This is a genomic window from Desulfovibrio sp., assembly GCF_019422935.1.
GTDB lineage: Bacteria > Desulfobacterota > Desulfovibrionia > Desulfovibrionales > Desulfovibrionaceae > Desulfovibrio.
This window is the reverse complement of record NZ_JAHZCJ010000005.1, coordinates 36,576-60,204: the sequence shown is the minus strand read 5'-3', so window position 1 is coordinate 60,204 and position 23,629 is coordinate 36,576. Positions and strand designations below refer to the sequence as shown.

The 23,629-nt window shown below is 55.9% G+C and carries 21 protein-coding genes; 12 read left to right on the top strand and 9 right to left on the bottom strand.

Annotated features, from left to right (window positions below; translation table 11 throughout):
- Positions 1-2: 2 nt before the first annotated feature.
- Positions 3-767, bottom strand: coding sequence for a triose-phosphate isomerase (gene tpiA, locus QZ383_RS08010; protein ID WP_291444503.1), 765 nt, complete (start codon positions 765-767; stop codon positions 3-5).
- 14 nt (positions 768-781) lie between these two features.
- Positions 782-1,240: a ribosomal protein S18-alanine N-acetyltransferase gene (rimI, locus tag QZ383_RS08005; protein ID WP_240824419.1), complete on the bottom strand. Its 459-nt coding sequence runs from the start codon at positions 1,238-1,240 to the stop codon at positions 782-784.
- On the opposite strand from rimI, the gene QZ383_RS08000 reads away from it, so the two are divergent.
- Positions 1,239-1,754, top strand: coding sequence for an NUDIX hydrolase (locus QZ383_RS08000; protein ID WP_291444501.1), 516 nt, complete (start codon positions 1,239-1,241; stop codon positions 1,752-1,754). The genes rimI and QZ383_RS08000 overlap by 2 nt on opposite strands.
- 127 nt (positions 1,755-1,881) lie before the next feature.
- Here QZ383_RS08000 and QZ383_RS07995 read toward each other — a convergent pair whose 3' ends face one another.
- The 3 genes from QZ383_RS07995 to QZ383_RS07985 all read right to left on the bottom strand — a co-directional run bounded on the left by QZ383_RS07995 (position 1,882) and on the right by QZ383_RS07985 (position 5,065).
- Complete coding sequence (locus QZ383_RS07995; protein WP_291444499.1) at positions 1,882-2,670, bottom strand: inositol monophosphatase family protein; 789 nt, start codon at positions 2,668-2,670, stop codon at positions 1,882-1,884.
- A gap of 119 nt (positions 2,671-2,789) precedes the next feature.
- A complete protein-coding gene (locus QZ383_RS07990) occupies positions 2,790-3,815 on the bottom strand; it encodes a rod shape-determining protein (RefSeq protein ID WP_022659408.1) in 1,026 nt (341 codons plus the stop codon).
- Positions 3,816-3,817: 2 nt separating this feature from the next.
- Positions 3,818-5,065 carry a GAF domain-containing protein gene (locus tag QZ383_RS07985; RefSeq protein ID WP_291444497.1) on the bottom strand — a complete coding sequence of 416 codons (1,248 nt, stop codon included), beginning with the start codon at positions 5,063-5,065 and terminating at the stop codon, positions 3,818-3,820.
- 63 nt (positions 5,066-5,128) lie between these two features.
- On the opposite strand from QZ383_RS07985, the gene QZ383_RS07980 reads away from it, so the two are divergent.
- The 4 genes from QZ383_RS07980 to QZ383_RS07965 are packed head-to-tail and all read left to right on the top strand — an operon-like array spanning position 5,129 to position 9,649.
- Positions 5,129-6,847 carry a hypothetical protein gene (locus QZ383_RS07980; protein WP_233482958.1) on the top strand — a complete coding sequence of 573 codons (1,719 nt, stop codon included), beginning with the start codon at positions 5,129-5,131 and terminating at the stop codon, positions 6,845-6,847.
- Complete coding sequence (locus QZ383_RS07975) at positions 6,844-7,602, top strand: 16S rRNA (uracil(1498)-N(3))-methyltransferase (protein ID WP_291444493.1); 759 nt, start codon at positions 6,844-6,846, stop codon at positions 7,600-7,602. The genes QZ383_RS07980 and QZ383_RS07975 overlap by 4 nt, the downstream gene beginning before the upstream one ends.
- Positions 7,599-8,822, top strand: coding sequence for a replication-associated recombination protein A (locus QZ383_RS07970; protein ID WP_291444491.1), 1,224 nt, complete (start codon positions 7,599-7,601; stop codon positions 8,820-8,822). The genes QZ383_RS07975 and QZ383_RS07970 overlap by 4 nt, the downstream gene beginning before the upstream one ends.
- A 2-nt stretch (positions 8,823-8,824) precedes the next feature.
- A complete protein-coding gene (locus QZ383_RS07965) occupies positions 8,825-9,649 on the top strand; it encodes a lysophospholipid acyltransferase family protein (RefSeq protein WP_291444489.1) in 825 nt (274 codons plus the stop codon).
- A gap of 146 nt (positions 9,650-9,795) precedes the next feature.
- On the opposite strand, the gene QZ383_RS07960 is transcribed toward QZ383_RS07965, so the two are convergent.
- Positions 9,796-13,131: an EAL domain-containing protein gene (locus QZ383_RS07960; RefSeq protein WP_291444487.1), complete on the bottom strand. Its 3,336-nt coding sequence runs from the start codon at positions 13,129-13,131 to the stop codon at positions 9,796-9,798.
- Here QZ383_RS07960 and QZ383_RS07955 point away from each other — a divergent pair, their 5' ends adjacent.
- A complete protein-coding gene (locus QZ383_RS07955; protein ID WP_291444486.1) occupies positions 13,132-13,329 on the top strand; it encodes a hypothetical protein in 198 nt (65 codons plus the stop codon).
- 48 nt (positions 13,330-13,377) lie between these two features.
- Here the strand turns inward: QZ383_RS07955 and QZ383_RS07950 are convergent, their stop codons facing one another.
- Complete coding sequence (locus QZ383_RS07950) at positions 13,378-14,820, bottom strand: diguanylate cyclase (RefSeq protein WP_291444484.1); 1,443 nt, start codon at positions 14,818-14,820, stop codon at positions 13,378-13,380.
- Positions 14,821-15,151: 331 nt separating this feature from the next.
- Positions 15,152-16,843 carry a bacteriohemerythrin gene (locus QZ383_RS07945; RefSeq protein ID WP_291444482.1) on the bottom strand — a complete coding sequence of 564 codons (1,692 nt, stop codon included), beginning with the start codon at positions 16,841-16,843 and terminating at the stop codon, positions 15,152-15,154.
- Positions 16,844-17,706: 863 nt separating this feature from the next.
- Here QZ383_RS07945 and QZ383_RS07940 point away from each other — a divergent pair.
- The 5 genes from QZ383_RS07940 to QZ383_RS07920 all read left to right on the top strand — a co-directional run bounded on the left by QZ383_RS07940 (position 17,707) and on the right by QZ383_RS07920 (position 22,212).
- Positions 17,707-18,618, top strand: coding sequence for a glutamate/aspartate ABC transporter substrate-binding protein (locus QZ383_RS07940; RefSeq protein WP_291444480.1), 912 nt, complete (start codon positions 17,707-17,709; stop codon positions 18,616-18,618).
- Positions 18,619-18,723: 105 nt separating this feature from the next.
- Positions 18,724-19,473, top strand: a complete 750-nt coding sequence (locus tag QZ383_RS07935) for an amino acid ABC transporter permease (RefSeq protein ID WP_291444478.1) — start codon at positions 18,724-18,726, stop codon at positions 19,471-19,473.
- A complete protein-coding gene (locus QZ383_RS07930; RefSeq protein WP_291444476.1) occupies positions 19,466-20,143 on the top strand; it encodes an ABC transporter permease subunit in 678 nt (225 codons plus the stop codon). The genes QZ383_RS07935 and QZ383_RS07930 overlap by 8 nt, the downstream gene beginning before the upstream one ends.
- A gap of 20 nt (positions 20,144-20,163) precedes the next feature.
- Complete coding sequence (locus QZ383_RS07925; protein ID WP_365861531.1) at positions 20,164-20,892, top strand: amino acid ABC transporter ATP-binding protein; 729 nt, start codon at positions 20,164-20,166, stop codon at positions 20,890-20,892.
- Positions 20,893-21,303: 411 nt separating this feature from the next.
- Positions 21,304-22,212 (top strand): flagellin, encoded by a 909-nt coding sequence (locus QZ383_RS07920; protein ID WP_291444472.1) that lies wholly within the window; start codon positions 21,304-21,306, stop codon positions 22,210-22,212.
- 116 nt (positions 22,213-22,328) lie between these two features.
- Here the strand turns inward: QZ383_RS07920 and rnc are convergent, their stop codons facing one another.
- Positions 22,329-23,072: a ribonuclease III gene (gene rnc, locus QZ383_RS07915; RefSeq protein WP_291444471.1), complete on the bottom strand. Its 744-nt coding sequence runs from the start codon at positions 23,070-23,072 to the stop codon at positions 22,329-22,331.
- Positions 23,073-23,173: 101 nt separating this feature from the next.
- Between rnc and QZ383_RS07910 the strand changes: the two genes are divergently transcribed.
- Positions 23,174-23,515 carry a hypothetical protein gene (locus QZ383_RS07910; protein ID WP_192111886.1) on the top strand — a complete coding sequence of 114 codons (342 nt, stop codon included), beginning with the start codon at positions 23,174-23,176 and terminating at the stop codon, positions 23,513-23,515.
- Positions 23,516-23,629: the final 114 nt, after the last annotated feature.

Genomic DNA, 23,629 nt, shown 5'->3' with positions numbered 1-23,629 from the left:
GGTTAGGCCCCGATAATTTGTAAGAAGCTTTGCGCTTCTAAAGACGCTCCACCTACCAGAAGGCCATCCACATTGTCAAGGGCCATAAGCCCTGCGGCATTGTTTGGCTTAACACTGCCGCCATACAGAATGGGCAGCTTGTCTGCGGTTTCACCCACAAGTTTTTTCAGCAAGGCCCGCGTAACGGCGTGGGCGTCGAGCACTTCTTCCGGCCCGGCAACCTTGCCGGTGCCAATGGCCCACACAGGCTCGTAGCCAATGGCAAGCTTGCCCACAAGGGCAGCGCCGCGCAGGCTCTCGGGCATGGCCGAGAAAACGGCTGCGAGCTGGCGTTCAAGCACGGCGTTCAGCTTGCCAGCTTCGCGCTCGGCAAGGGTTTCGCCAATGCAGAACAGCACCTTGAGGCCGTGCTCAAGGGCAAAAATTGTTTTACGGGCCACAAGGGCATCGTCCTCGCCCATGACGTGCCGCCGTTCGGAATGCCCGGTCAGCACCCAGCTTGCGCCAGCGTCAAGCAGCATGGCGGGCGAAGTTTCGCCCGTAAAGGCCCCTTCCTCAGCGGGATAGCAATTCTGTGCGCCCGCCGAAAGCGCCGCAACGCCCTTAAAGGCGTCCGCCACGCAGCTTATGGACGTAAAGGGGGCAAAAACAACCACATCCTGCCCAGCAGGCATATGCCCGAGGCCTTTGGCCAGATCGCTGGCGCTTTGGGCAGCCTGAGCGCGGGTTTTATACATCTTCCAGTTGGCGGCAAATATCTTTTGCATGGCGTCCTCAAGGATCAGATGGAACAAAGATAAATGAGCGCGTCTTCGCCAGTATCGGTATAATACTTTTTGCGTACGCCCTCCCGCTTGAAGCCGCAACTCTCATACAGACAAATAGCGGGCCTGTTGCCCACCCTGACTTCAAGCAAGATTTTGTTTATAGCCATTTTACGCGCAAGGCGCAAGACCACGCCCAATATACGCCGCCCGTAGCCTCTGCGACGTTCATCCGGCAAAACTGCAAGATTGAGTATTTCCAGTTCATCCAGCGTGTGATATACTGATATATAGCCAATCAGCGCCTCATGCCGAAACATTCCCAGTGCCGAAAAAGCCTTTTGCCCAAAGGCGGCAGCGCACTGCTCTTCTGACCAGGGCAGAGGAAAGCACTGGCGCTCAATCTCGTACATGGCGGCGGCATGCTGCGGCCCAAGCATCTGAAGGCGTTCGTCCCGCACTGTGGAAGCATTCATGAAAATCAGCCTTTACCCTTCATTAGGCAACACTCCTGACTTGCAGGAGGTTGTGGACCACAACAACATACCGCTGTGCATCATGCACGGCGAGGACATACTGCGGCAGAACCTGCGGCACCGCGCAGTGGGCCTGCTTGTGCGCGACCGGCTTGGACGCGCCCTGCTGACGCACCGCCATGGCCTTGGCTGGGGATTTTCATCCTTCGGACGGCTGCCTGCCGGGCAATCAAGCGAGCACAAGGCGCAGGAGCTGTTTACCAGCGACTGGAACCACGAGGGGCGCATACTGCCGCTCGGCGTTTCCCCGCCGGGGCCGGACAATTTCAACGCTTTTGTGGCGCTGTATGAGGGCCGCATGCCCTCCTCGCTGGCTGCCGCTGCCGTGCGTGACCCGGATCAGCACATGCTGGTTGATTATGACGAGCTGCGGGGCCTTGGCGTACACTTTGGCGAACTGCTTTCGCCCTTTTTGCGGCAGGCGGTGCAGGCTGGCCTTGTGCGCCCGCGCTGACGCCACACACCCTCAATTTATCCACATAAAAGCCTACCTGTTGCAAAACCTGTCTGCAGGGCGCGCGACCCCGCTGGGCCTTATGCAATCAGTGAATGCCCTGCGCAGGCCACGCAGCGCACTTTTCTTATACGGCTGTGGGGCCAAGCAGATCAACAGCCTCCAGATGCACCAGCCCGTTGGAGGCCATGAGCACCTCGCCAAAATGCAGGGCCTCGCCGCGCAAATTGGTCACCTTGCCCCCGGCTTCTTCCACCAGCAGCAGGCCAGCGGCAAAATCCCAGGGTTTCAGGCCTTCTTCATAAAACATATCCAGTCTGCCACAGGCCACATAGGCCATATCCACCGCCGCCGCGCCTATGCGGCGCAGGCCCTGGCTTTTGGGCAGCACAAGGGAGAGGCGTTCCAGTATCCTGTCGAGCCGCCCGCTAAAGTCATAGGGAAAGCCCGTGGCCACCAACGCATCGCCCAGGGTTTCAGCCCTGCTCACGTTTATGGGCGTGCCGTTGAGGTACGCGCCCTGCCCGCGCTGCGCGCTGAAGCATTCGTTCATCATGGGGATGTTGACCACGCCAAGCTCCACATGATCCTTGTTCCACAGAGCTACCGAGGTAGCCACCTGCGGGATGCGGTGCACAAAGTTGGTTGTGCCGTCCACAGGGTCAATGATCCAGCACAGGCCGTCCGGTTCCTTCTCGCTCTCGCTGCTCTCTTCCGCCATAAAGGCGGCGCCAGGCACAAGGTTTGCCAGTTTTTCCTTCAAAAAAGCTTCCACCGCCAGGTCGGTCTGCGTAACCAGATCAATACGGCCCTTATGCCGCACGTTGCTGGGCTTTGCCCAGTGCTCGCGCACAATATCGCTACTCTGGCGTACAATTTCCAGACATCCCTGCAAAATATCCTGTGATGCAAACATGGGGCTTCCTTTACGCGTGCGGGTTCTGCAACGCAAAATGCCGCAGGGTGGTCACCCCGCAGCAGACAGTTTTCAGAAAATGGATTGTCGCGCCCTCTCGGCAAACGGCGCGGACGCAGCTAGTTAATAAAGACCGAATGGTACAACTGGCGGTCAAGCATGGCACGGGCGGTGCCGCGCAGCACCGTGGTCAGGGGGTCTTTGTCCACAAAAACCTTGAGGCGCGTTTCTCTGGCGATAAACTGATCCAGCCCCTTGAGCAGAGAACCGCCGCCCGCCATGAGCATGCCGTTGCGGTAAATATCCGCAGCCAGTTCAGGCGGCGTTTTTTCCAGCGCGCGCATCACTGCGCCAAGTATCGCGAGCACAGGCTCGCGCAGGGCCTCGCGCACATGGCCTTCCGTAACCTTGACCACGCGGGGCGCGCCGCGCACCAGATCCTTGCCCGAAACTTCGAGCACCGGCGCATTGGGCATGGGCATGGCGGAGCCAAGAATTTTTTTCACGTTTTCCGCTGTATTGTCGCCCACTTCCATGCGGAAAACATCGCGCATGTAGCGTTGCACGGCCATATTCATGGCATCGCCTGCCACACGCACAGACTGCGCATTGGCAATGCCCGCCATGGTGATAACAGCTACCTCGCTTGTGCCGCCGCCAATGTCGAGCACCAGATTGCCCAGAGGTTCGTGAATGGGCAGATCAGCGCCGATAGCAGCCGCCATTGGTTCCTCGACCATGGCCACATCGGCAGCGCCCGCCAGAATGGCCGAGTCGATGACCGCGCGTTTTTCCACCTGGGTGATGCCCGTTGGAATGCAGATGACCATGGAAGGCTTGACCAGCCGCAACCCGGTAATGGCCTTGCGCACAAAGTAGGAGATCATTTCACGGGTGATGTCGAAGTCGGCGATGACGCCGTCTTTCATGGGGCGCACGGCCTTGATGCGCTGGGGCGTGCGCCCCAGATATTCCTTGGCTGAAGCGCCCACGGCGAGAACAGAATTCTTGTGTGTGTCTATGGCCACCACCGATGGTTCATTGATCACAATGCCATCCGCCCTGGTGTAGAGCAGGGTGTTGGCAGTGCCAAGATCCATGGCAATGTCTTTGGACAAGAATCTGAAGAAACGCCGTAGAATCATGTTTAGTATTCTTTTGTTGGCGGAATGGGCGCGGTGTCGGGATCATAGGCCTGGGGGCCGTCGTTGTGCACCCGCGCCCGGGGCAACATGGTTCTGAGCCGCATTTTGAGATACAGATTTTCCAGGAACAGGGCCAGGTGATCCACAGACTGACGCACAAAACTGCGCAGGGATTCGTCTATCTGGCGAGGAGTGGTATGCGCAAGGCAAAGCACGCCGCGTGTGCTCTTGTTGACCATAACCGGCATGCATATGGCAGCCTGAAAATCGGGCATATCCGGCAGCTTGCCAAACAGCACAGTGGCGGGCGCGCCCTCGATGCCTTCGGCTATCACCGGCTGATCGTTGCGGAAAACCCAGCCGGTTATGCCGCTGCCCATGGGCAGGATAAGCGGTTCCTCGCCGGTCAGCAGCAGACGGGCCGATTCGCTCTCAACACAATATGTTTCGCCCGGTTCGTCCACCGAGGCAAAGGCGCAGTAGTCAAAGCCCGTGGCTTCAACCATGATGCGCAGATAATTTTGTAAAAACTGAGGCCAGCGCTTGTAGCGAAAGCGTAGATCCTGAATAACGGACAATTCCGCAAAATAACGCGGAATGTCCCCGGCAAGCTCCTGCCGCCCGGTGGAACCCTGCTGGCGCGAGATAAGCTCTGCGAACATTTGCAGGATCTTGTGGTCTTTGTCTGAAAAGGAGTACTGTCGCTTGCTGTCAACGCAGAGCGCGCCGCCGGTGGGCACGGGGCACCCCATAAAGGCCTTGATGTTGGCCTCTTCGCCGCCGGTGTAGTAGCCAAGGTTGCTCTGGCGCTGGTCAAAATTCGGCACAAGCAGAGGTTGCCGGTTACGAACAATCCAGCCTACAAGGCCCTTGCCGGGCAGCACCGATGCGTTGGACGCAATCCTTTCACCCAGGCTGAAGGCAGCCGCGAGGTGATGCGCTTCGCCTTCTTCGTCAGGCAGAAAAAGGACTACGGAATAAGCGTCAAAAACGCTGCAAACGATGCTCAGAATATGCTTTTCAACAGAGTTGGCGGTCATGGGCACATGGGGTTGAGGTGATGCCGCCCACAGGCGTGACGGCTCTCGGGTAACGCATTTCTTGTAGCAAAGGGCCTGCGCCGCCGCAACTTCTTTTGCGTTGTTCCTGCCCCTTGTTCCGCTGCCGGGGCCTTGGCTGGCAGCGTCAACGCCCTTTACATCAGGCTTGGCAGGCCCGGTTGATGCCGTTTTTCGGGGAACCTGCATCATTCCCACTGGAAAATATTCTGAAAAGCAGGTAGTAAATAACAAATTTCTATAAGGGATGTGCGGATGATTAAATGGCAAGAGGTATTCAGCAAGGACGGTCTGCCCTGGCAGGACGCTACCCAGTTGTCCTCTTCGATTGCCGTAAGCGATTTGCCGCAGCTCAAGAAAATGCTTGATGCCGTGCATATCCGCCTGTGTCTTGTCAAACCCTATCAGGAAAACAAGAACTACCCCCTTGTGGAAGCGCGCGAGCTTTTGCCCTCCTTTGACAACGACATGTTTGAATACAAAGAGCTGCCCGGCTTTGCCATGGTGGCTTTTGCCCGCCAGCTCGACTATTTTTCAGAAATTTTTCAGTTCGACCGCCTGCACCCCGTGATTACCGAAGGTGACGGCGCCTGCTGCCCGCTGGAAAATCAGGTCATGGTGCAGAACCTGCAAACCCTGGCCTCGCGGCTGCCGCGCGTGCACCAGGATATTTTTCGCCAGCAGTTCCGCTCGTCAGATACGGTTGTGCTTGAAACATACCCAGCCCTCATGCCCTATCTGCTCAGCATGGACAGGGCGCACGTGCTGGCCTGGGGCGCGGACAAGCAGTTTCATCTGGCCGGGATATTCGCCTCCTTTCCGTCAGATATCGACAGCGAACTGAAGCGTTTTGGCATCCGCATCGGCAAGTTCGTATACGGCGACAGCGATATTTACGAACGCAACCGTATGTTTGTGTACCAGTACCTCATGGAGCTTTACGGCTTCCCCATTGTTTCAGAGCGCCGCACCTCGAGCGCGCTTTTTGCCCGCAAACTGCACAAGATGGGCGAGCGCTTTTTGCTGCGCGTGCTTGGGCAGACGGACAGAACCATTACCACGTACATGGCCAATGGCGAAAACACGCGCTACCCCCTGCTGGAAAAAGTGGCCCTTGTGGCTGTGGACGCCGATCAGGACGAAGCGCTGAGCGCCATTGACCGCGATGGATTTTTTCTGGACAAGCCGCGCCGGGTGGTCATTTTGCGCATCAAGTACCGTCAGCACACCTTTGACGCCAGCAACGTGCGGCAGGACCGCGCGCTCTCCGTGGTGGCGCAGGAGGTGCTGCACCCCATCACGGGCGAAGCGCTCACCGGGCTTAATATCATCAAGGACACCTCCAACATGTTCCTGCGCCTTAACGACATTGTGCGCGGCGAATATACGGGGCGCATCATCTACAAGCGCACCGAGGTGGTGGAAAACACGGGCACGCACGAAAAGCGGCTCAAATTCCTCTATAGCTGGCTGACCAAGCATCAGCGCCGCATGATCAGCTATAGTGACGAGTTTTTCTCCAATGTAAGCAAGGTGTTGACCAACTATCTCTTTTCGCCGGACAATGACGAGGCCTTTGAAAACCTGCGCGAACTGTATCAGGAGGTCTGCACCCGGTTCAGCTACATTCAGCAGGCCCGGCGTGTGCGCATACTGGAAGACCTGTGCCAGCGCACCTTCAAGGGCGCGCGCATCACCTACCAACAGATGTTCCGCGAGGCCCTGAACCTGCTCAACGAGCTGAAGTTTGAAATCGTCAGTTTCTTCCCCGGTCTGGTTGACGCCGTCATCGACTGTGTGGAAAGAATCCTGCGCGACAGTTATCTGCAACGCAAATACGTTGAACCGCCGGAAGACACCCTCACCCCGGCTGGTCAGGAAATTCGTAAAAATTACAGACGTCTTGTTTCATTGCAGGACGGGTTCAAGGCTGTGCGCAAGGCGCGCAGCGGCAAGGAAAACGTGGTGGCATGAGCGTATCGTTTTTTTATCTGGCCCCTGAACACTGGGGCGACACACCTCTTCTTGAAGGGCAGGAAGCCCGGCATCTGGGGCAGGTTCTGCGCGCAGAACCCGGCACCGAAGTGGGGCTTCTGGATGGCCGGGGCCGTTCGGGCATATTTGTGGTCTGCAAGGTGGGCAAAAAGAACGTGCAGCTCCAGCGCGTTTCTGAAACTGTCACCCCGGCTCCTCATTCGCGGGCCATTGTGGCGCTGGCCTACAGCAAGGCCGTGCGGCGCGGATTTTTTATGGAAAAGGCCGTGGAGCTTGGCGCGCATGGCGTGTGGCTGTGGCAGGGCGATCACAGCCAGGGCAAACTTTCTGCCGCCGCAGAAGAAGCTTGCCTTGGGCAGATGATCGCCGGGGCAAAGCAGAGCGGCAACCCCTGGCTGCCTGAAGTACGCGCCCTCTCTGGCGGCGTGGATCAGCTCATCCATCTTTCGCACACAGCTGACCACCGCATTCTGCCCTGGGAACTCCAGGACGGCGTGCATATGCTCACCCCGGAAATGGCGGGCCAGCCCGGCCTTACCGTCTATGTGATCGGCCCCGAAGGCGGCTTTTCGCAAAGGGAGCTGGCAGCCCTGAAAACCGCCCACTTTACCGCCGTGAGCCTTGGCGCGCGCGTATTGCGCTGTGAAACAGCTGCAACACTCTGCCTTGGCCTGCACTGGTGGGGTTCACAGCTTGGCGGCAAGCCCGATGCCACCCAAGGGAGCGGAAAGTGACCGTAAGCAAGCCGCTGCCGGAGCGCATGCGGCCCGATGATCTGGCGCTTTTTCTGGGTCAGACCCATCTTGGCGACCGCCTGCGCTCACTTATGAAGTCCGGGCGTTTGCCCAGTCTGCTGTTTTTCGGCCCGCCCGGCTGCGGCAAATCAACCCTCGCCCTGCTGCTGGCCAAATCATCCGGCAAGCCCTATCTGCGTTTGAGCGCGCCCGAGGCCGGATTGCAGCATCTGAGGCGCTCGCTGACAGGCGTGGAAATTCTCGTGCTGGACGAACTGCACCGGTTTTCCAAGGCGCAGCAGGACTTTTTTTTGCCGCTGGTGGAATCTGGCGAACTGACCCTGCTTGCCACAACCACGGAAAATCCCTCGTTCAGCGTCACTCGTCAGTTGCTTTCGCGCCTGCATGTGCTGCGGCTGCGCCCCCTGGGCCGCCCGGAGCTTATGGAACTTGCCCGGCGCGGCGCAAAAGACCTGCAACTTGAAATGACCGATGATGTGGCCGACCTGCTGGCCGGGGTTTCGCACGGCGATGCCCGCACCCTGCTGAACCTTGTGGAATATGTGGGCGCCCTGCCGGAAGATAGGCGCGATCTGGAGCATATAAAGGCGGCGCTGCCCGAGGTGCTCATCCGGCACGACAAGGACGGCGATAACCACTATGAACTGGCCTCGGCGCTCATCAAGTCCATTCGCGGCAGTGATGTGGATGCGGCCCTGTACTATCTGGCCTGCCTGCTTGAAGGCGGCGAAGACCCGCGCTTTGTCTGCCGCCGCCTGATACTCTCCGCATCGGAAGATGTGGGGCTGGCCGACCCGGACGCTCTGGGGCTGGCTGTGGCCTGTCAGCAGGCCGTGGAATTTGTGGGCATGCCGGAAGGGTTCATTCCGCTGGCGGAAACTGTCACCTATCTGGCCCTTGCCAAAAAGAGCAATACTTCCTACGCGGCCTATCTCAACGCCGCCCGCGAGGTCAAGCTCAACGGAACGCGCCCGGTGCCGCTGCATCTGCGCAATCCTTCAACGCAGTTGCACAAGGAATGGGGCTACGGCAAGGAATACAAGTACCCCCACAACTACCCGGAATCGTGGATCGAGCAGTCATACCTGCCCACAGAACTGGAAGGCCGCAGGTTCTACCAGCCGCGCGACAATGGGGAAGAACCCCGCCTCAGCCAGTGGTGGCGCAAACTGCATAAAATCAAAAAAACGGATGAATAGGCATGAACCCCTTTGTTGACGGCGCATTTGAAGCCAAGTTTCTCACGGGCGACACATACAGCAGTCAGCCTGCCAGTGCGGGCTTTTTCAGCCGTATGATGCCTTCGCTCAGCTTTTACAGCCGCCTGTTTCTCGGCCCGGTGCGCTGGCTGTGCTCCAGAGCTTCCAAGGGGCAGTGCGACGATGCTGCATGGGTATATGCCAGCGCGTGGGTGGCAGACCTTGTGGAGCGCATGGGCTGCCCCATCCAGATTGAGGGCATGGACGCCATTGAAGCTGTGGACGGCCCCTGCCTGTTTGTGGCCAACCATATGAGCACGCTGGAAACATTCATGCTCCCGGCCATGATCCGGCCCCGCCGCCAGGTGACCTTTGTGGTCAAAAAAAGCCTCACCACCATGCCGTTTTTTGGCCCGGTGATGTGCTCGCGCGACCCCATTGTAGTTGGGCGCAGCAACCCGCGCGAAGACCTCACAGCTGTGCTGAACGGCGGGCTGGAGCGTCTGAAAAAGGGCATTTCCATCATTGTGTTTCCGCAGCACACCCGCTCGCGCGAGTTTAATCCGCAGCAGTTCAATTCCATCGGCGTCAAGCTGGCTAAAAAGGCCGGAGTGCCCATTGTGCCGCTGGCGCTCAAGACCGATGCCTGGGGACAGGGCAAAAAAATCAAGGAACTTGGCCCGGTCAAACCCGGCCTGACCATACGCTACAACTTTGCAAGCCCCCTCACCATTGCCGGGCAAGGCAAGGAAGAACAGGCGGCAATATGCCAGCATATTGAAAGCCACCTTGGCAAATGGCAGCAACTGGATGGCATCAACGAGTAGCCGAATTCTTGTGGATATTTTGCGGATATGACGTTCAAGGGCGGGGTTTACCCCGCCCTTGTTATTGAACCACAAAGTTCTTTTCAGGCATGGCGCAGCACGCAACAGGCCTGAATTTTGCCCTGTCCAAAGCCTCCACACCCTGCTCAGGCCGCTCCCCTGCCCTCGTCCGCCGCTCTCTGTTCAGTGTTTTCGGTCTGTTCAGCGCTCTCGGGCTGCTCGGCCTGATTACCATGCCCCTCTGCGGCTGCCGCTGCATTTCTGCGCGCAAGATACCGCTCAAAGTCCTTTACTGCCAGCGGCACGCTGAACAGATACCCCTGAAACAACGTGCACCCCATGTTCAGCAGGGCCCTTTTCTGCTCGCGTGTTTCCACGCCCTCTGCCACGGTGGTTAAACCAAGGCTTTGCGAAAGCGCGATAATGATGCTGGCGATGGCGGCATCGTTGGGGTCAGTGAGGAGGTCGCGGATGAACGAACGGTCAATCTTGAGCTGATCCAGCGGGAGCAGCTTTAGATACGTCATGGATGAATAGCCGGTGCCAAAGTCATCTAGCGAAAACCGGATACCCAGATTGCTCAATTTGACCATGGACGCTATGATTTCCTGCATGTTCACAGCCAGCTGACTTTCGGTCAGTTCCAGCTTCAGCAGGCCTGGGTCAATGCCCGCTTGCCGCACAGATGCCGTAACATCCCGTACAAAATCACTTTCACGGAACTGACGGGCGCTTACGTTGATGGCTATTGTCAGATTTGAAAACTCGGGTATCTCGGCCCAGCGCCCAAGCTGGCTGCACGCCTCCCGCACCACCCATGCCCCTATGCGGGCAATCATGCCGTTTTCTTCTGCAAGGGGAATAAACTCGACAGGCGGCACAATACCACGTTTGGGGTGTTGCCAGCGAATCAGCGCTTCTGCGCCAAACACAGTGTCATCCACGCTGATCAACGGCTGATAATACAGCACAAACTGCTCAAGGCGTATGGCTTCCTCAAGATCCCGCTCAAGCTCTATGCGCTCCATGACGGTTTGCTGCATGGCCGGATCAAAAAACCGCACGGTATTTCTTCCGGCATCTTTAGCCTGATACATGGCAAGGTCCGCCTGCTTGAGCAGTTCATCTGGAGTGATACTCTGCTTGCCGAACAGGGCAACGCCGATACTTGCTGTGCAGTTGCAGGTAATGCCCTCCACAATAATTGGCTCGCGTATGGCTGTGAGAATCTTGCGGCAGATGAGCGCCACGGCCTCCGCAGCTTCCTCGCTATTGCCCGACAGCCCGTGCAATAGCAAAACAAATTCGTCGCCGCCAAAGCGCGCCACCGTGTCATCTGCCGGAACAATGGCAAGCAGTCGCTGCCCAACCTGCTTGAGCAGGTTGTCGCCGTGCGCGTGACCGAGCGTGTCGTTGATCGTCTTGAACCGGTCAAGGTCAATAAACAGCAACGCGCTGAACTTGTCCGTGCGCATGCCCACCGCAACCGCCTGCCGGATGCGGTCCGTAAGCAGGGGACGGTTGGCAAGGCCAGTCAGCTGATCGTAGTAGGCCAGCTCATTGATGCGGGCTTCGTTGCGGCGGCGCTCTTCTTCCCATGTAAAATTATCCAGCGCAAAGCTGACGTTCAGGGCCATTTCCCCCAAGAGCTCGCGCACCTCTGCATCAAAGGCTCCGGCATCGTCGGCGTAGAGTGTCAAATTTCCAACAACTTCTCCCCGTTGGCGCAAGGGGAGCGCCCCAACAGAAAGAAAACCCGTTTTGCGCACAAGCTGCCACCAGGGTGCAAGCCTGGGGTCAGTTGTGGTGTCGTCTGACCAGACAGATTCGTTGTTTCGGATTGCACAGCCAGTTGGGCCGGACCCTTTGGGGTCAGACGCCCAAACAGATATGTCGAGCTTTTGCAGATCGGTATTGCTCAGGCCAAATGATGCAACGGGCTGCACGTTGCCTGTCTGCTTTTCAACAAGGCCGATCCAGGCTCCCTTCATGCCGCCAGCTTCAACAGCAGCCCGACAAACCTCAGCAAAAAGATCGTTTCTGCCAGAACAGCGCACAATGGCCTGATTGCATCTGCTGAGCGCCGCGTACATTTGTGAAATACGGTTTGCCCGCCCCTGCGCAAATTTTCTTTCACTTATGTCTGTGCACAGAAAAGCAATAATTCCAACTTCTGAGCGATAAGCAACGATATCCGCCCACAGGTTGTTGCCAGCAAGGTAAAATTCAAAATGAGACGGCTCGCCGGTCTCCGCAGTGACTATGAGCGGATTCACCCAGTGGGCTGTTTCGCTGGTTTTGGGGCTGATCCTTTCCAGCAGTGTCTTGCCGATAACGTCTGCCCGCTCGGCCTTGAATACATCGCAGTAGGCCTGGTTGATCTCAACCAGCCTGAAATCACAAATTTTCCCATCTGGCGCAAAGACCGGTTCGCACAGGGCCATGCCTGCCTGCATATTGTCAAAAAGGCCTTTGTAGCGCTTTTCGCCCAATTCAAGAGCCCTGAGCTGTCGGGTGTAGTTGATGCCGCTCCAAAATGAAATAAACACGCAGACTATCCACAATAAACCCAGTGAAATAATGTCCTGTCGCCATTTGGCGAGTACGGCCTGCTCATACAGGCCAATAGAAAGATACAGGGGCCATTGGCGAAGCTTGCGATAAAACGCGATCCTTTTTTTATCGCCAAAATCCGTACGCCTATGTTGATAGATACTAGCGGCGGCATCGTGCTCAATGAGCTTTCGCAACGGGGGCGACGGTTTGGCGTCAAGCCAGAAACGCCCGCGTGGATACTGCGTGACAAGGCCCAGCTTTTTGTCCCACAGGGTGGCCACGGCGCTTGGGCCCACAATGACGGCTGAAGCCATGATGTCCGAAAACATATCTATGGAAACGGCGCAGGCCACAACGCCGCCAAACGAACCATCGGGCAACAAATAGCGCATGGAAAGCACAATGATGGGGCGCGTCCACAACTGGCTGTAAAAAGGATGGGAAATAACAAGCCCAGGGGAGGGGTTATTGCGTAGCTGAACAAAGTGGTCGGCGTTGGTGATGGACATCTCGCCAGAAAGCGCGCGGGGAGAAGCGTACACTACCCGCCCCTGCGTATTTGTCAGCAAAAATCCAAGGGTGTCCGGCAGGCGTTCATCAAGGTTTTTGCCATAGGCTTCAAAACGTTCCCATGAAACATCGCCGCGCAGTGCCTGCTGTTGCGCTTCATCAACCGCGCCCAGCAGGGCAAGATTGATTTTCTCAACACGCCAGAAAAGCACATCATCAATGGATCGGGAAACACTTTCAAGAGTGTTGGCGGCTGTGGCGAGTTCCTGCTGCCTGATACCTACCAGAGCAAAAATAATAATGCCCAGAACAAGCAGGTTGATTATGGCAATGACCCATAGCTGCTTGTGGGAATGCAGCCGGGATGATTTGCTTTTTCCAGATTCTGAACGAAAATTAGGCTGGGAATCAGTCATATGAACCCCACAACAACAGAATGCGTCAACTCCCAAAAAACAGAACAGCTGGCAGCAGGTGGAGGCAAAGGAGGCCATGCGATGTTCAAAAAAAGTGAAATACTAAGGCCTGTTACGGATAAAAGAAAATCAAAAAACTATAGCAACATACCTACTCCAAATCTTAGTTCCAAGCAAGTTCATGACCCGATATTATAAACTGATATGGCATAATTACGCAGTTTAACACGTTATATGCACAAGAATTCAGCCCACTGAAACTCTGTTTTTTCCCATTCTTTTTGCATGGTAAAGTGCCGTATCCGCCCTGTGAATCAGGCTATCCTGAGTATCATGAGGGCGCATTTCTGCAAGGCCGATGCTCACAGTGCAGCGCAGCCCGTCTGCAAAACTGAACTCTTCAATCCGACGGCGGAGCTTCTCTGCAATTTCCCCGGCTTTACCGGCATCGGTTTCAGGCAAGAGCATAAGAAACTCCTCCCCACCCCAACGCCCGGCAATATCCTGCGGGCGCAGCACATCGACAGCCAGGGCGCTCAAGGCCTGCAACACGCCGTCACCCGCAAGATGCCCAAAGGTATCGTTGACATTTTTAAAGTTGTCCACATCCAGCAACAGCACGGAAAGAGGAAGTTCCCTCTGATGCGAGCGCAGCATGGCCTCAGCCATATCGCCAGAAAGTTTTTGCCGGTTTGCAAGGCCTGTGAGCTTGTCGGTATTTGAAATATGCAGCAGCACGGCATTCAGCCGCCGCAGCCGGTACGTCCAGTAGCCCCAGAGCAAAGCAATGACAGCGCCAATCCCGCCGCCAAAAAGAAACCACATGGGGTTGATGGCTGACTGCACATTGATGGAAATGTGCTGGTTGACCACCCTTCCCCGCTCCTGCGGAGTTATGGACATCACGCCCTTGTCCAGAATATTGCGCAGGGTGACGTCATTTTTGCTCACGCCAATGCGCAGGTGATTCATGTACATGGGCAATTGCCCGGCAATTTTCAGATTGAACAGGCCGTTTTTGCGTATGATATAGGCAGCCACCATCAGGGAACGCATGGTCATGGAGCTGCGGCGGTTTGAGACCATCTTCATGGCCTCATCCTCTGACCGCACAATCTTGATCTCAAGGTTGGGATACCGCTCCCTGATCAAACCTTCCATTGCCGTGCCTTCAGGAAAGACGATGGATTCGTGTTCAAGTGCTGCCGGGTCAGAAATATAATGATGTTCTTCGCGGGTTATGAACACGTTGGGATCACTGAACAGGGGCGAGGTGAAGATAAGCCATTCACTGCGCTCAGTGGTCTGGTTGAGAAAACTCAACATCTTGCATTGCCCGCTTTTAGAAAAAGCTAGGCTTTCATTCCAGTCGGCGGTGCGCACCAGTTCAAACTCAAGGCCTGTCCTCTCCGCGACCAGCGCCAGAAGATCAGCTGCAATGCCCACGTGTTTGCCCGATGCGTCTATCTGCTCATAAGGAACCCAATCAGGGTCAACGCACAGGGTGACTTTTTTATGCTCACGCAGGTAGGCTATCTCTGTGGGGGTGAGGGCCACATCACCAAGATGCGACACCGCGGTATCAAAAGCGCAGGCCATGCCGGACAAGGCCTGCAAAAAAAGCCAGGCAAGCCCACTGCACAATAGTTTGATGACGCGGTTGGGTGCGGCAGCGCGTTGGATGGGCATCCATTCCCCCAGACTTGACTATTGTCGCTTTGTGCAAGGGCAAGGCCGCTTGCATACACAGCCATAAAAACGTGAGAATCAAAGCAGTACTTGCGGCCAGTCCGCCCATGGCAAAACGATCATTCCACCATCTGCATATGAATGATTTTTGTCAGTCCTGCAATGGTGGAAGAAGGATCCACGCCATTCTCCAATATCCGAACGTCACAGGCATGAGCGGAGAGAGCCTGCGCCTGCCGCATAATAAAAGCCCGTTCCGGTTCAGGAAGCTGCAGGTAGTGCACTTTCCTGAACCGGAACGGGCCGTTAACAAACTGCCGAAACAGTGGAATCAGGCAACCCGCCCCTTGCGGGTCGTGCCAAGCTTGGCAGCCTTTTTGACATAGGGCGCGTACTGCGCATCCATACCCATAATGTGCTCCACAAGCCAGTCTTTAAGGAACGAAAGCAGATCCATGCTCAGGGTTATTGTTCCCTGCTTGATGCCCTGCTCCACTTCATTGACCTTGGCCTCAAAATCGCGGTGGATCTGAAGATGTTCTTTGATGGAGGGGTAATCGGAGTGGACAAAGTGTTTTTCTTCATCCCTGAAGTGCGTACTGGTGTAGTCGCGAAGCTTGCGCAAAATGCCAAGCATCTCTTGCGCGCTACTGTTATTGGTCATGGCGCTGTGCAGATCGTTAATATAGTCAACAAGCAGGCGATGCTGGCTGTCTATATCATTTATGCCAAGATCCATATTGCGCGTCCACTGCACAAACTTACTTGAAGATGCGCGATCATAGTCGCCGCTTGCAAGGGCGCTTACAATCATGTCCAGTTCTTCCATGCCGCCCTGAAATGTCAGAAGCGCGGCAGTAAACACCTTCATGTTGCCAGAGGTCTGCTCCGCCACTACGCGGATTTCGTCCAGGGCTTTATTGGCGTCTTCAATATTTTCCGACTGCACTCCGGCAGTGGCGGCCACAGCCTGCAAATGCTGGGCTGTGCCGGACATGGTCTCCAGAATTTCGCGCATGCGCTCGCCAGCCACAGAGGCGGAACTGGCTCCCTCAAGGCTGAGGCGCGCGGCGGCATCCACCGTTTCGGCATTGCGCTGGGCCTCATGCTGAATGGCCTTTACGGCGTCCTCAACTTCCCGCGTGGCGCCCATGGTTTTTTCTGCCAGTTTGCGCACTTCGTCAGCCACAACGGCAAAACCGCGCCCGGCTTCACCAGCGCGGGCCGCCTCAATGGCTGCGTTGAGGGCCAGCAGGTTGGTCTGGTCGGCAACTTCATTGATGACAGCCATCACCTTGCCGATATTGCTGGCTTTTTCTCCAAGCCCCGCCATCGCTTCCTTGAGTTGCACAATGGTATTTTTGAGTTGCTCAATGGAAGTGACAGCGCCGTCAACCTGCTCCTTGCTGGCAGATGCGCTGCCGCTGGCCGTTTGCGCGTTCTCAGAAATCTCGCGCACACGCATGGACGACTCGTGCGCTCCCTGAGATACCGTGTCCATAGCGCCGCCGGTTTCGTTCAGGCGGTCGCGCTGCACGGCAACCCCCTGGTTCACTTCCGTAACCAGGGTTGCAAGGTTCTGGGCCTCGGCAGAGAGTTTGGCGCAAACCGTATGCGCCTTGTGCAACACGGCATCGCCCTTTTCAAATTTTTCACTCAGGGCTGTATTTTCGGTCTGCGCCGCTTGCAGCTTTGCCTGAAGCGCCGCAGTGTTGTCTTCAAGCTCCGCAGAGCGTTGCCGCTCGGCAGCCAGATTATCTTCAGCCGACCGCAGCCGCCCAAGGCAATAGGCAAGGCGTTCCTGATTATTTGCGCCGCCGGCGTCGCCAGCGCGGCTGGCGACTTCATCCATCTGTTCGCGCATTTGCCTGGCCTCGGCCAGAGCGCGCAACCATATAATTGCATCAACCGTCAGGCAGGCAGCCACGCCGCCCAAGGCAAGCCACAACAATCCGTCAATTTTTCCAACAACCGCCAAGACAACCAGCATGGCCAAAGCAAACGCATGGGAAATAAAAACCATAAACCCACCCTTGTCGGAAAACGGATAATGGTGCCCGAAGCTGAAAAACAGCCTCACAGCAAACCAAGCGAAACGATCATATTATCGTTTATCGGACAATACAAGCAGCACCAATAGCGCAAAATTTAAAAAAAACGTTACATTTACGCGTCTGCCCTAAATAGGGACGGCAGCACGGGCAAGGTCAACGCAAGCGGATGTCATATTGACACCAGAGCCAATATTTATAATGATGCCGAGGTATTTTAATGAAAATTTTGATGCAGGTGTTCTGCCGCAAACATAACTGCTTGTGGTTCCTGCACTCTCGGGAGCGATTTCACCTTGTAATCGCTCTTAAGGCTGTGCGAGCAAACGCCCGCTTGTGAGGCGCAAGCGCTTTTTACCCGCAGGGGTAACCGCCTGAACATATGACGTAAAGTTTTGCGAATACATTTTCGCATCATTTGATTGCTCAAGAACGCAGCGACGCCTCCCCCCCAAGGCACCAGTCAGCGATGGATCATGCACCGCGAAACGCCGCATGATTTGATGTATTTTTCTTTGTCGGTTGCCGCGTATCGTTCACAGAAGCGTGAAGCGGCGTGCGCTGACTTGATAGCGCACCCGGCCTTCTTGCCTGCCAGCATCGGCGCGCCCGATGAGCGCAGACACTGCTCTCTGGCAGGAACTCAGGGAAACTGTTTGCCGTGGACGTGCTCTTGCACAACGGCACCCCATCAAAACCAGAGCACCGTGGATACTGAAACGGGGCTTGGCTTTATGGGTCTGGCAAACACCATTTTCCGGGTAGTTTTCTTGGGCGGCGCTACTATTTGGCAACGGGGCGCCGTCTTCCGTAAATGCCATTCCAGGAGGAAACCATGGCGCTGAAGAAATCCATTTTGTCCGCTCTTGCGGCTCTGCTTCTGCTGACCTCTGTCCAGGGCGGTCAGGCGCAGGCAGAGGAACTCACCGGGACCTTGAAAAAAATCAAGGATACCGGCGTGATTGTTGTGGGTCACCGTGAATCTTCCGTGCCTTTTTCCTACTACGATCTTCAGCAGAACGTTATCGGCTATGCACAGGACTATTCCAACAAGGTTGTGGAAGTCGTTAAAAAACAGCTGAACATGCCCAACCTCCAGGTGCGTTTTGTGCCCATCACCTCGCAGAACCGCATTCCCCTGCTGCAGAACGGTACCTTTGATTTCGAGTGTGGCTCGACCACCAACAATCTGGAACGTCAGCAGCAGGTTGACTTCTCCAACACCTTTTTTATCATCGGCACCCGCCTGCTGGTCAACAAAGACTCCGGCATCAAGGACTTTGACGGCCTGAAGGGCAAGAACGTTGCCGTGACCTCCGGCACCACGTCTGAAAAGCTGCTGAACAAGATGAATGACGAGAAGGGCCTCGCCATCAACATCATCAGCGTGAAAGACCACGGCGATGCGTTCCGCACCGTGGAATCCGGCCGCGCTGTGGCCTTCTTTATGGATGACGCCCTGCTTGCCGGCGAACGCGCCAAGGCCAAAAAGCCCGCTGACTGGATCATCGTGGGTACCCCGCAGAGCTTTGAAGCCTATGGCTGCATGGTGCGCAAGGGCGATGCCCAGTTCAAGAAGCTGGTTGACGATGTGATTGCTGCGGAACAGAGCAACGGCAATGCCGAAAAGTCCTTTAACCGCTGGTTCATGCAGCCCATTCCGCCCAAGAACATGAACATGAATTTTGAAATGTCTGATGAAATGAAGGCTCTCTTCAAGGCCCCCAACGACAAGGCCCTGAACTGATTTTTGGCATGCCCGGGAGCTTCAGGCGCAAGCGGGCGCTCCCGGGCGTGCGTTTAAGCCCGCTGCACATGAGATACGTTTTTTACACAGGGATGGAACCAACGAATGCAGGCTAACTGGAACTGGGGCATTTTTTTTGAGCAGGCGCCGTTCGGAAACGTCACCTACTTTAGCTGGCTGGTGGACGGCTTTTTGACGACAGTGGCCCTGTCTGTCTGTGCCTGGATTCTGGCTTTTCTTCTGGGCTCTTTTTTCGGTATTCTCCGCACTCTGCCCAACAAGATTCTGAGCAACATTGGCGCAGCCTATGTGACCATTTTTCGCAACATACCTCTTATCGTTCAGTTTTTCATATGGTACCTCGCAGCACCCGACCTGCTGCCCTACAAAGCAAGCATATGGTTTAAGGCGGAACTGAACCCCAACATCCAATTTTTTATCATTTCCACCTGCGCGCTGGGTTTCTTTACCGGAGCGCGCGTCTGTGAGCAGGTCAGGTCTGGCATTCAGGCCCTCTCGCGCGGGCAACGCTACGCAGCCCTGGCCCTTGGCCTCACGCTGCCGCAAACCTATCGTCACGTTCTGTTGCCCAATGCCTACCGCATTATCATTCCGCCGTTGACCTCCGAAATGCTCAATATGGTCAAAAACTCCGCAGTTGCCTCAACTGTGGGGCTTATCGAACTGACCGCGCAGGCCAACCGCCTTCTGGAATTTTCCGGCTACGCGTACGAATCGTTCATTGCGGTTACGCTTGCCTACGCCTTCCTGAATTTTGTGGTCATGCGTTCCATGAAACTGCTGGAGAACAAAATGCGTTTGCCCTCCATGAGCACAGGAGGCAAAAATGTTTAGCATAGACTGGAGCATCATCCAGCAGAGCCTGCCCCTGCTTGCGCAGGGGGCAACGGTAACGCTCAAGATCACCATTACGGCCATTGCCTTTGGCATGGTCATAGGCACATTGCTGGCAGTGGCGCGCATTTCTGTTTACGCGCCCATGCGCTGGCTCTCTGCCGCCTACGTGAACTGCTTCCGCTCCATCCCCCTTGTGATGGTGCTGCTGTGGTTCTACCTCATTGTGCCGCAGTTTTTGACTTCGTTCTTCAATCTTTCGCCGCAAACAGACATCCGGCTTGTTTCCGCCATAGTGGCCTTTACCGCATTTGAGGCGGCCTACTATGCAGAAATTATCCGCGCGGGCATGCGCAGTGTTTCCAGCGGCCAATATGCGGCATCCCTTGCGCTTGGCATGACCAAGTCGCAAACCATCACCTATGTCATCCTGCCGCAGGCATTCCGCGTTATGACGCCCCTGCTGCTGACCCAGGGCATGATTCTTTTTCAGGATACCGCCCTGGTGTACATTATCGGCCTTGCCGACTTTTTCCGCACCGCTTCCAACATTGGCAAAACAACAGGCTATGAAATTGATATGGTACTGATTGCAGGATCCGGCTACTTTGTGGTCTGCCTCTGTGTTTCAGCCACCGTAACCATGGTAAAAAAGAGACTCAATCAATGATTAATCCCACCGATGAAGCCATGATCATTCTGGAAAACGTATCCAAGTGGTACGGTGACTTCAATGTGCTGAGCCACTGTAGCACGCGCATACACAAGGGCGAGGTTGTTGTGGTATGCGGGCCTTCCGGTTCGGGAAAATCCACGCTGATCAAAACCGTGAACGGCCTTGAACCCGTGCAGTCTGGCAAAATTTTTGTGAACAACACAGAAGTGACCAGCAAAAAGACCAACCTGGCCCAGCTCCGCAGCCACGTTGGCATGGTTTTTCAGCATTTTGAGCTTTTTCCGCACCTGAACATCATCCATAACCTTGTTCTGGCTCAGGAAAAGGTGCTCAAGCGCAACCGCGAAGAATCCATGGAAAAGGCCCACATGCTGCTCAAGCGAGTCGGCCTTGAACAGCAGACGGAAAAGTATCCTTCACAGCTCTCCGGCGGCCAGCAGCAACGCGTTGCCATTGCCCGCGCCCTGTGCATGGACCCTGTGGCCATGCTTTTTGACGAGCCAACCTCCGCACTTGACCCGGAAATGATTAACGAAGTGCTGGATGTCATGGTTGAACTGGCCTACGATGGCATGACCATGATGGTCGTTACCCACGAAATGGGCTTTGCCCGCAAGGTCGCCAACCGGGTTCTCTTTATGGAAAGCGGCCAGATTCTTGAAGACTCCCCCAAGGACAAGTTCTTCGACAATCCGGCAACCCAGCGCGCCAAGGACTTTTTGGCCAACATCATTCCGCACTGATACGCCGCCATAAGGCGCTGATAACAGCATAACCCCGGCCTGCTCCCTGATACATGGGGAACAGGCCGGGGTTTTTCATGCTGTGTAAACCCGCAGGCCCCACAATCATAAATACTGCACAGCGCAATGGCATCTCAGGTCGCCTGCGCGTGACACCCGCTGCGCTGCCAACGCGTGAGGTGCCGGGCCGCAGCAGGGGGCATCAGTCAGTATTCGCGCCAACGACTCCGGAACAGGCAAAGTGATTTGTGCGAATGCCTTGATATACTGTCAAAAATTCCTCATCCGGGAGGGAAAATTTTTCCCTCTAAAATTTTAATCTTATAACCATTTAAATTATATCAATTTTTTTTATTGGCACATGGATTGCATCTTGGCGAGTACAGCTTAGTAACCACCAGGAGGTGTCCCATGTCTTTGGTCATTAACCATAATATGATGGCCGACAATACGGCCAGAAATTTAAATGCGCATTACTCGGCACTGGGAAAATCCATGCAGCGCTTGTCGTCTGGTCTTCGCGTCAACAGCGCCGCTGATGATGCCGCAGGTCTGGCAATTCGAGAACTGCAACGCGCCGACATAACCACCCTGCATCAGGGCGCGCGCAACGCGAACGACGCTATCTCCATGATCCAGACCGCCGACGGCGCGCTTGGCATCATCGATGAAAAGCTCACGCGCATGAAGGAACTGGCGGAACAGGCTGCCACCGGCACCTATGACTCCACGCAGCGCCTGATGATCGAGTCCGAGTACCAGGCAATGGCTTCGGAAATTACCCGTATCGCCAATGCCACCGACTTCAACGGTATCCACCTGTTGAACGGCACACTGTCCTCTGACTCGCACGATGGCAGCGGCATGACGTCTTCCGGCAAGCTCAAGGTTCACTTTGGCACCGGCAACGATTCCGCCGAAGACTATTACTATATCACCATCGGCTGCACCACCGCGTCTGCTCTTGGCGTCGGCAACCAGGCCTACGACACGACCAGCAATACGCTGCGTGCAGGCGGCACGGTCTCCACCCAGGAAGCCGCGCAGAAGTCGCTTGAAGCCATCACCCAGGCCATTGTGTCCAAGGATAAAATCCGTGCACACCTTGGCGCGGTGCAAAACCGCCTGGAAAATACGATTACCAACCTGAATACTCAGGCTGAAAATCTCCAGGCGGCTGAATCCCGAATTTCCGACGTGGACGTTGCGACAGAAATGACGTCCTTTGTCCGCAACCAGATTCTCACCCAGTCTGCGGTGGCCATGTTGTCGCAGGCCAACTCCTTGCCGCAGATGGCCATGAAGCTTATCGGCGGTTAGGCCATCATAAACTAGGCTGTGGTGGACCAAAGATGGGAGGCCCGGGGGCTGTGCCCCCGGGCCGGGACAATCCCAAATATGCACGCATGCTTTGCAGCGGCATATTGGGGGATTTGTCAGTTCTTTTTTGGTATTGCAGTAGATTCAAGAACGGCAAGCGCCTGCTGGGCGGCATTTTGTTCCGCCTTTTTGCAGCTGCTGCCAGTGGCGGCAAATTCGGTTCCATCCGGCAGCCGCAAGGCTATCTCAAAAATTTTGGCATGCTCCGGCCCCTGGCTGCCCATGCGGGTATAGAGCGGCGCTTCGCCAAAGCGCTGTTGCGAAGCTTCCTGAAGCCGGGTCTTATAGTCCTTGGGCATGGTCTTGCTTGCGGCTGTGGGCCAGCGATCAGCAAAAAGCCGCGCTACCACGCCCTGGGCGGCAGCAAAACCGCCGTCCTCATACACGGCGGCAAGCACTGCCTCCAGCGCATCGCTCAACACGCCGTCGCGATTACGGCCCCCCTGGCTCTCTTCTCCCCGTCCCAATTTCAGCAGGGCGACAAGCCCAATCTTCCGCGCCCGCTCCGCAAGGCTTACGGTGCTCACCAGATGCGCCCGCATCTTGGTCAGCTCGCCTTCGCGCGCGTCAGGAAACCGCCTGAACAACTGGGCAGAGACGCACAGTTCAAGCACGGCATCGCCTAAAAATTCAAGGCGTTCGTTATGGTTTTGCCCTGTGCCGCATTCATTGGCCCACGAGCTGTGCGTCAGGGCAAGATCCAGCAACGCGGGCTTTGTAAAGACATACCCGAGCACTGGCTCCAGCACTTTGGCCGCTGCTGCGGGGTCTGTATTGATGGGTGCGTCAAAATTCTGCATGCCCGTACTGTAGTCATTTCAAAACTGTTGGCAACATAAAATACCTTGACATGCGTTGCGCCAATGCCTAGGTAAAACCAACGACTACCGAGGAGTTGAGCATGGCTTATGATATCCGTTTGATGAAGCTGGTGACGGGCGAACTGATCATCGGCAAGTATGACGCCGACAAGGACTGCCTTAACGAGGTGGCCACCCTTCAGACTGTCCCCACCCAGCAGGGTGTGCAGATGATGCTGTTGCCCTACGGCTATCCCTTTGAACCTGATTTTACGGGCAGCATTGAGGGAAAAAATTTCCTCTACCGCTATGCCAACACCCCCAAGGAACTGCAGGACAAGTACATTGAAGCCTGCACCAATCTGACCGTGGCCGGCGGCCTCGGCAAGATGCAGTTCAGCTCCGAACCCTTTGGCGGTTCCGGCAGCGGCCTGATCAAGTAATTACAAGAAAAACTCTTGCAGCAAACCCCTTTGCGCCCGGCGGCTTTGCCGACTTTGAAGGCGCAAAACCCGAGAAACGGGGTTTGCCATCACTCTTGGGGCGGCGCAAAACGC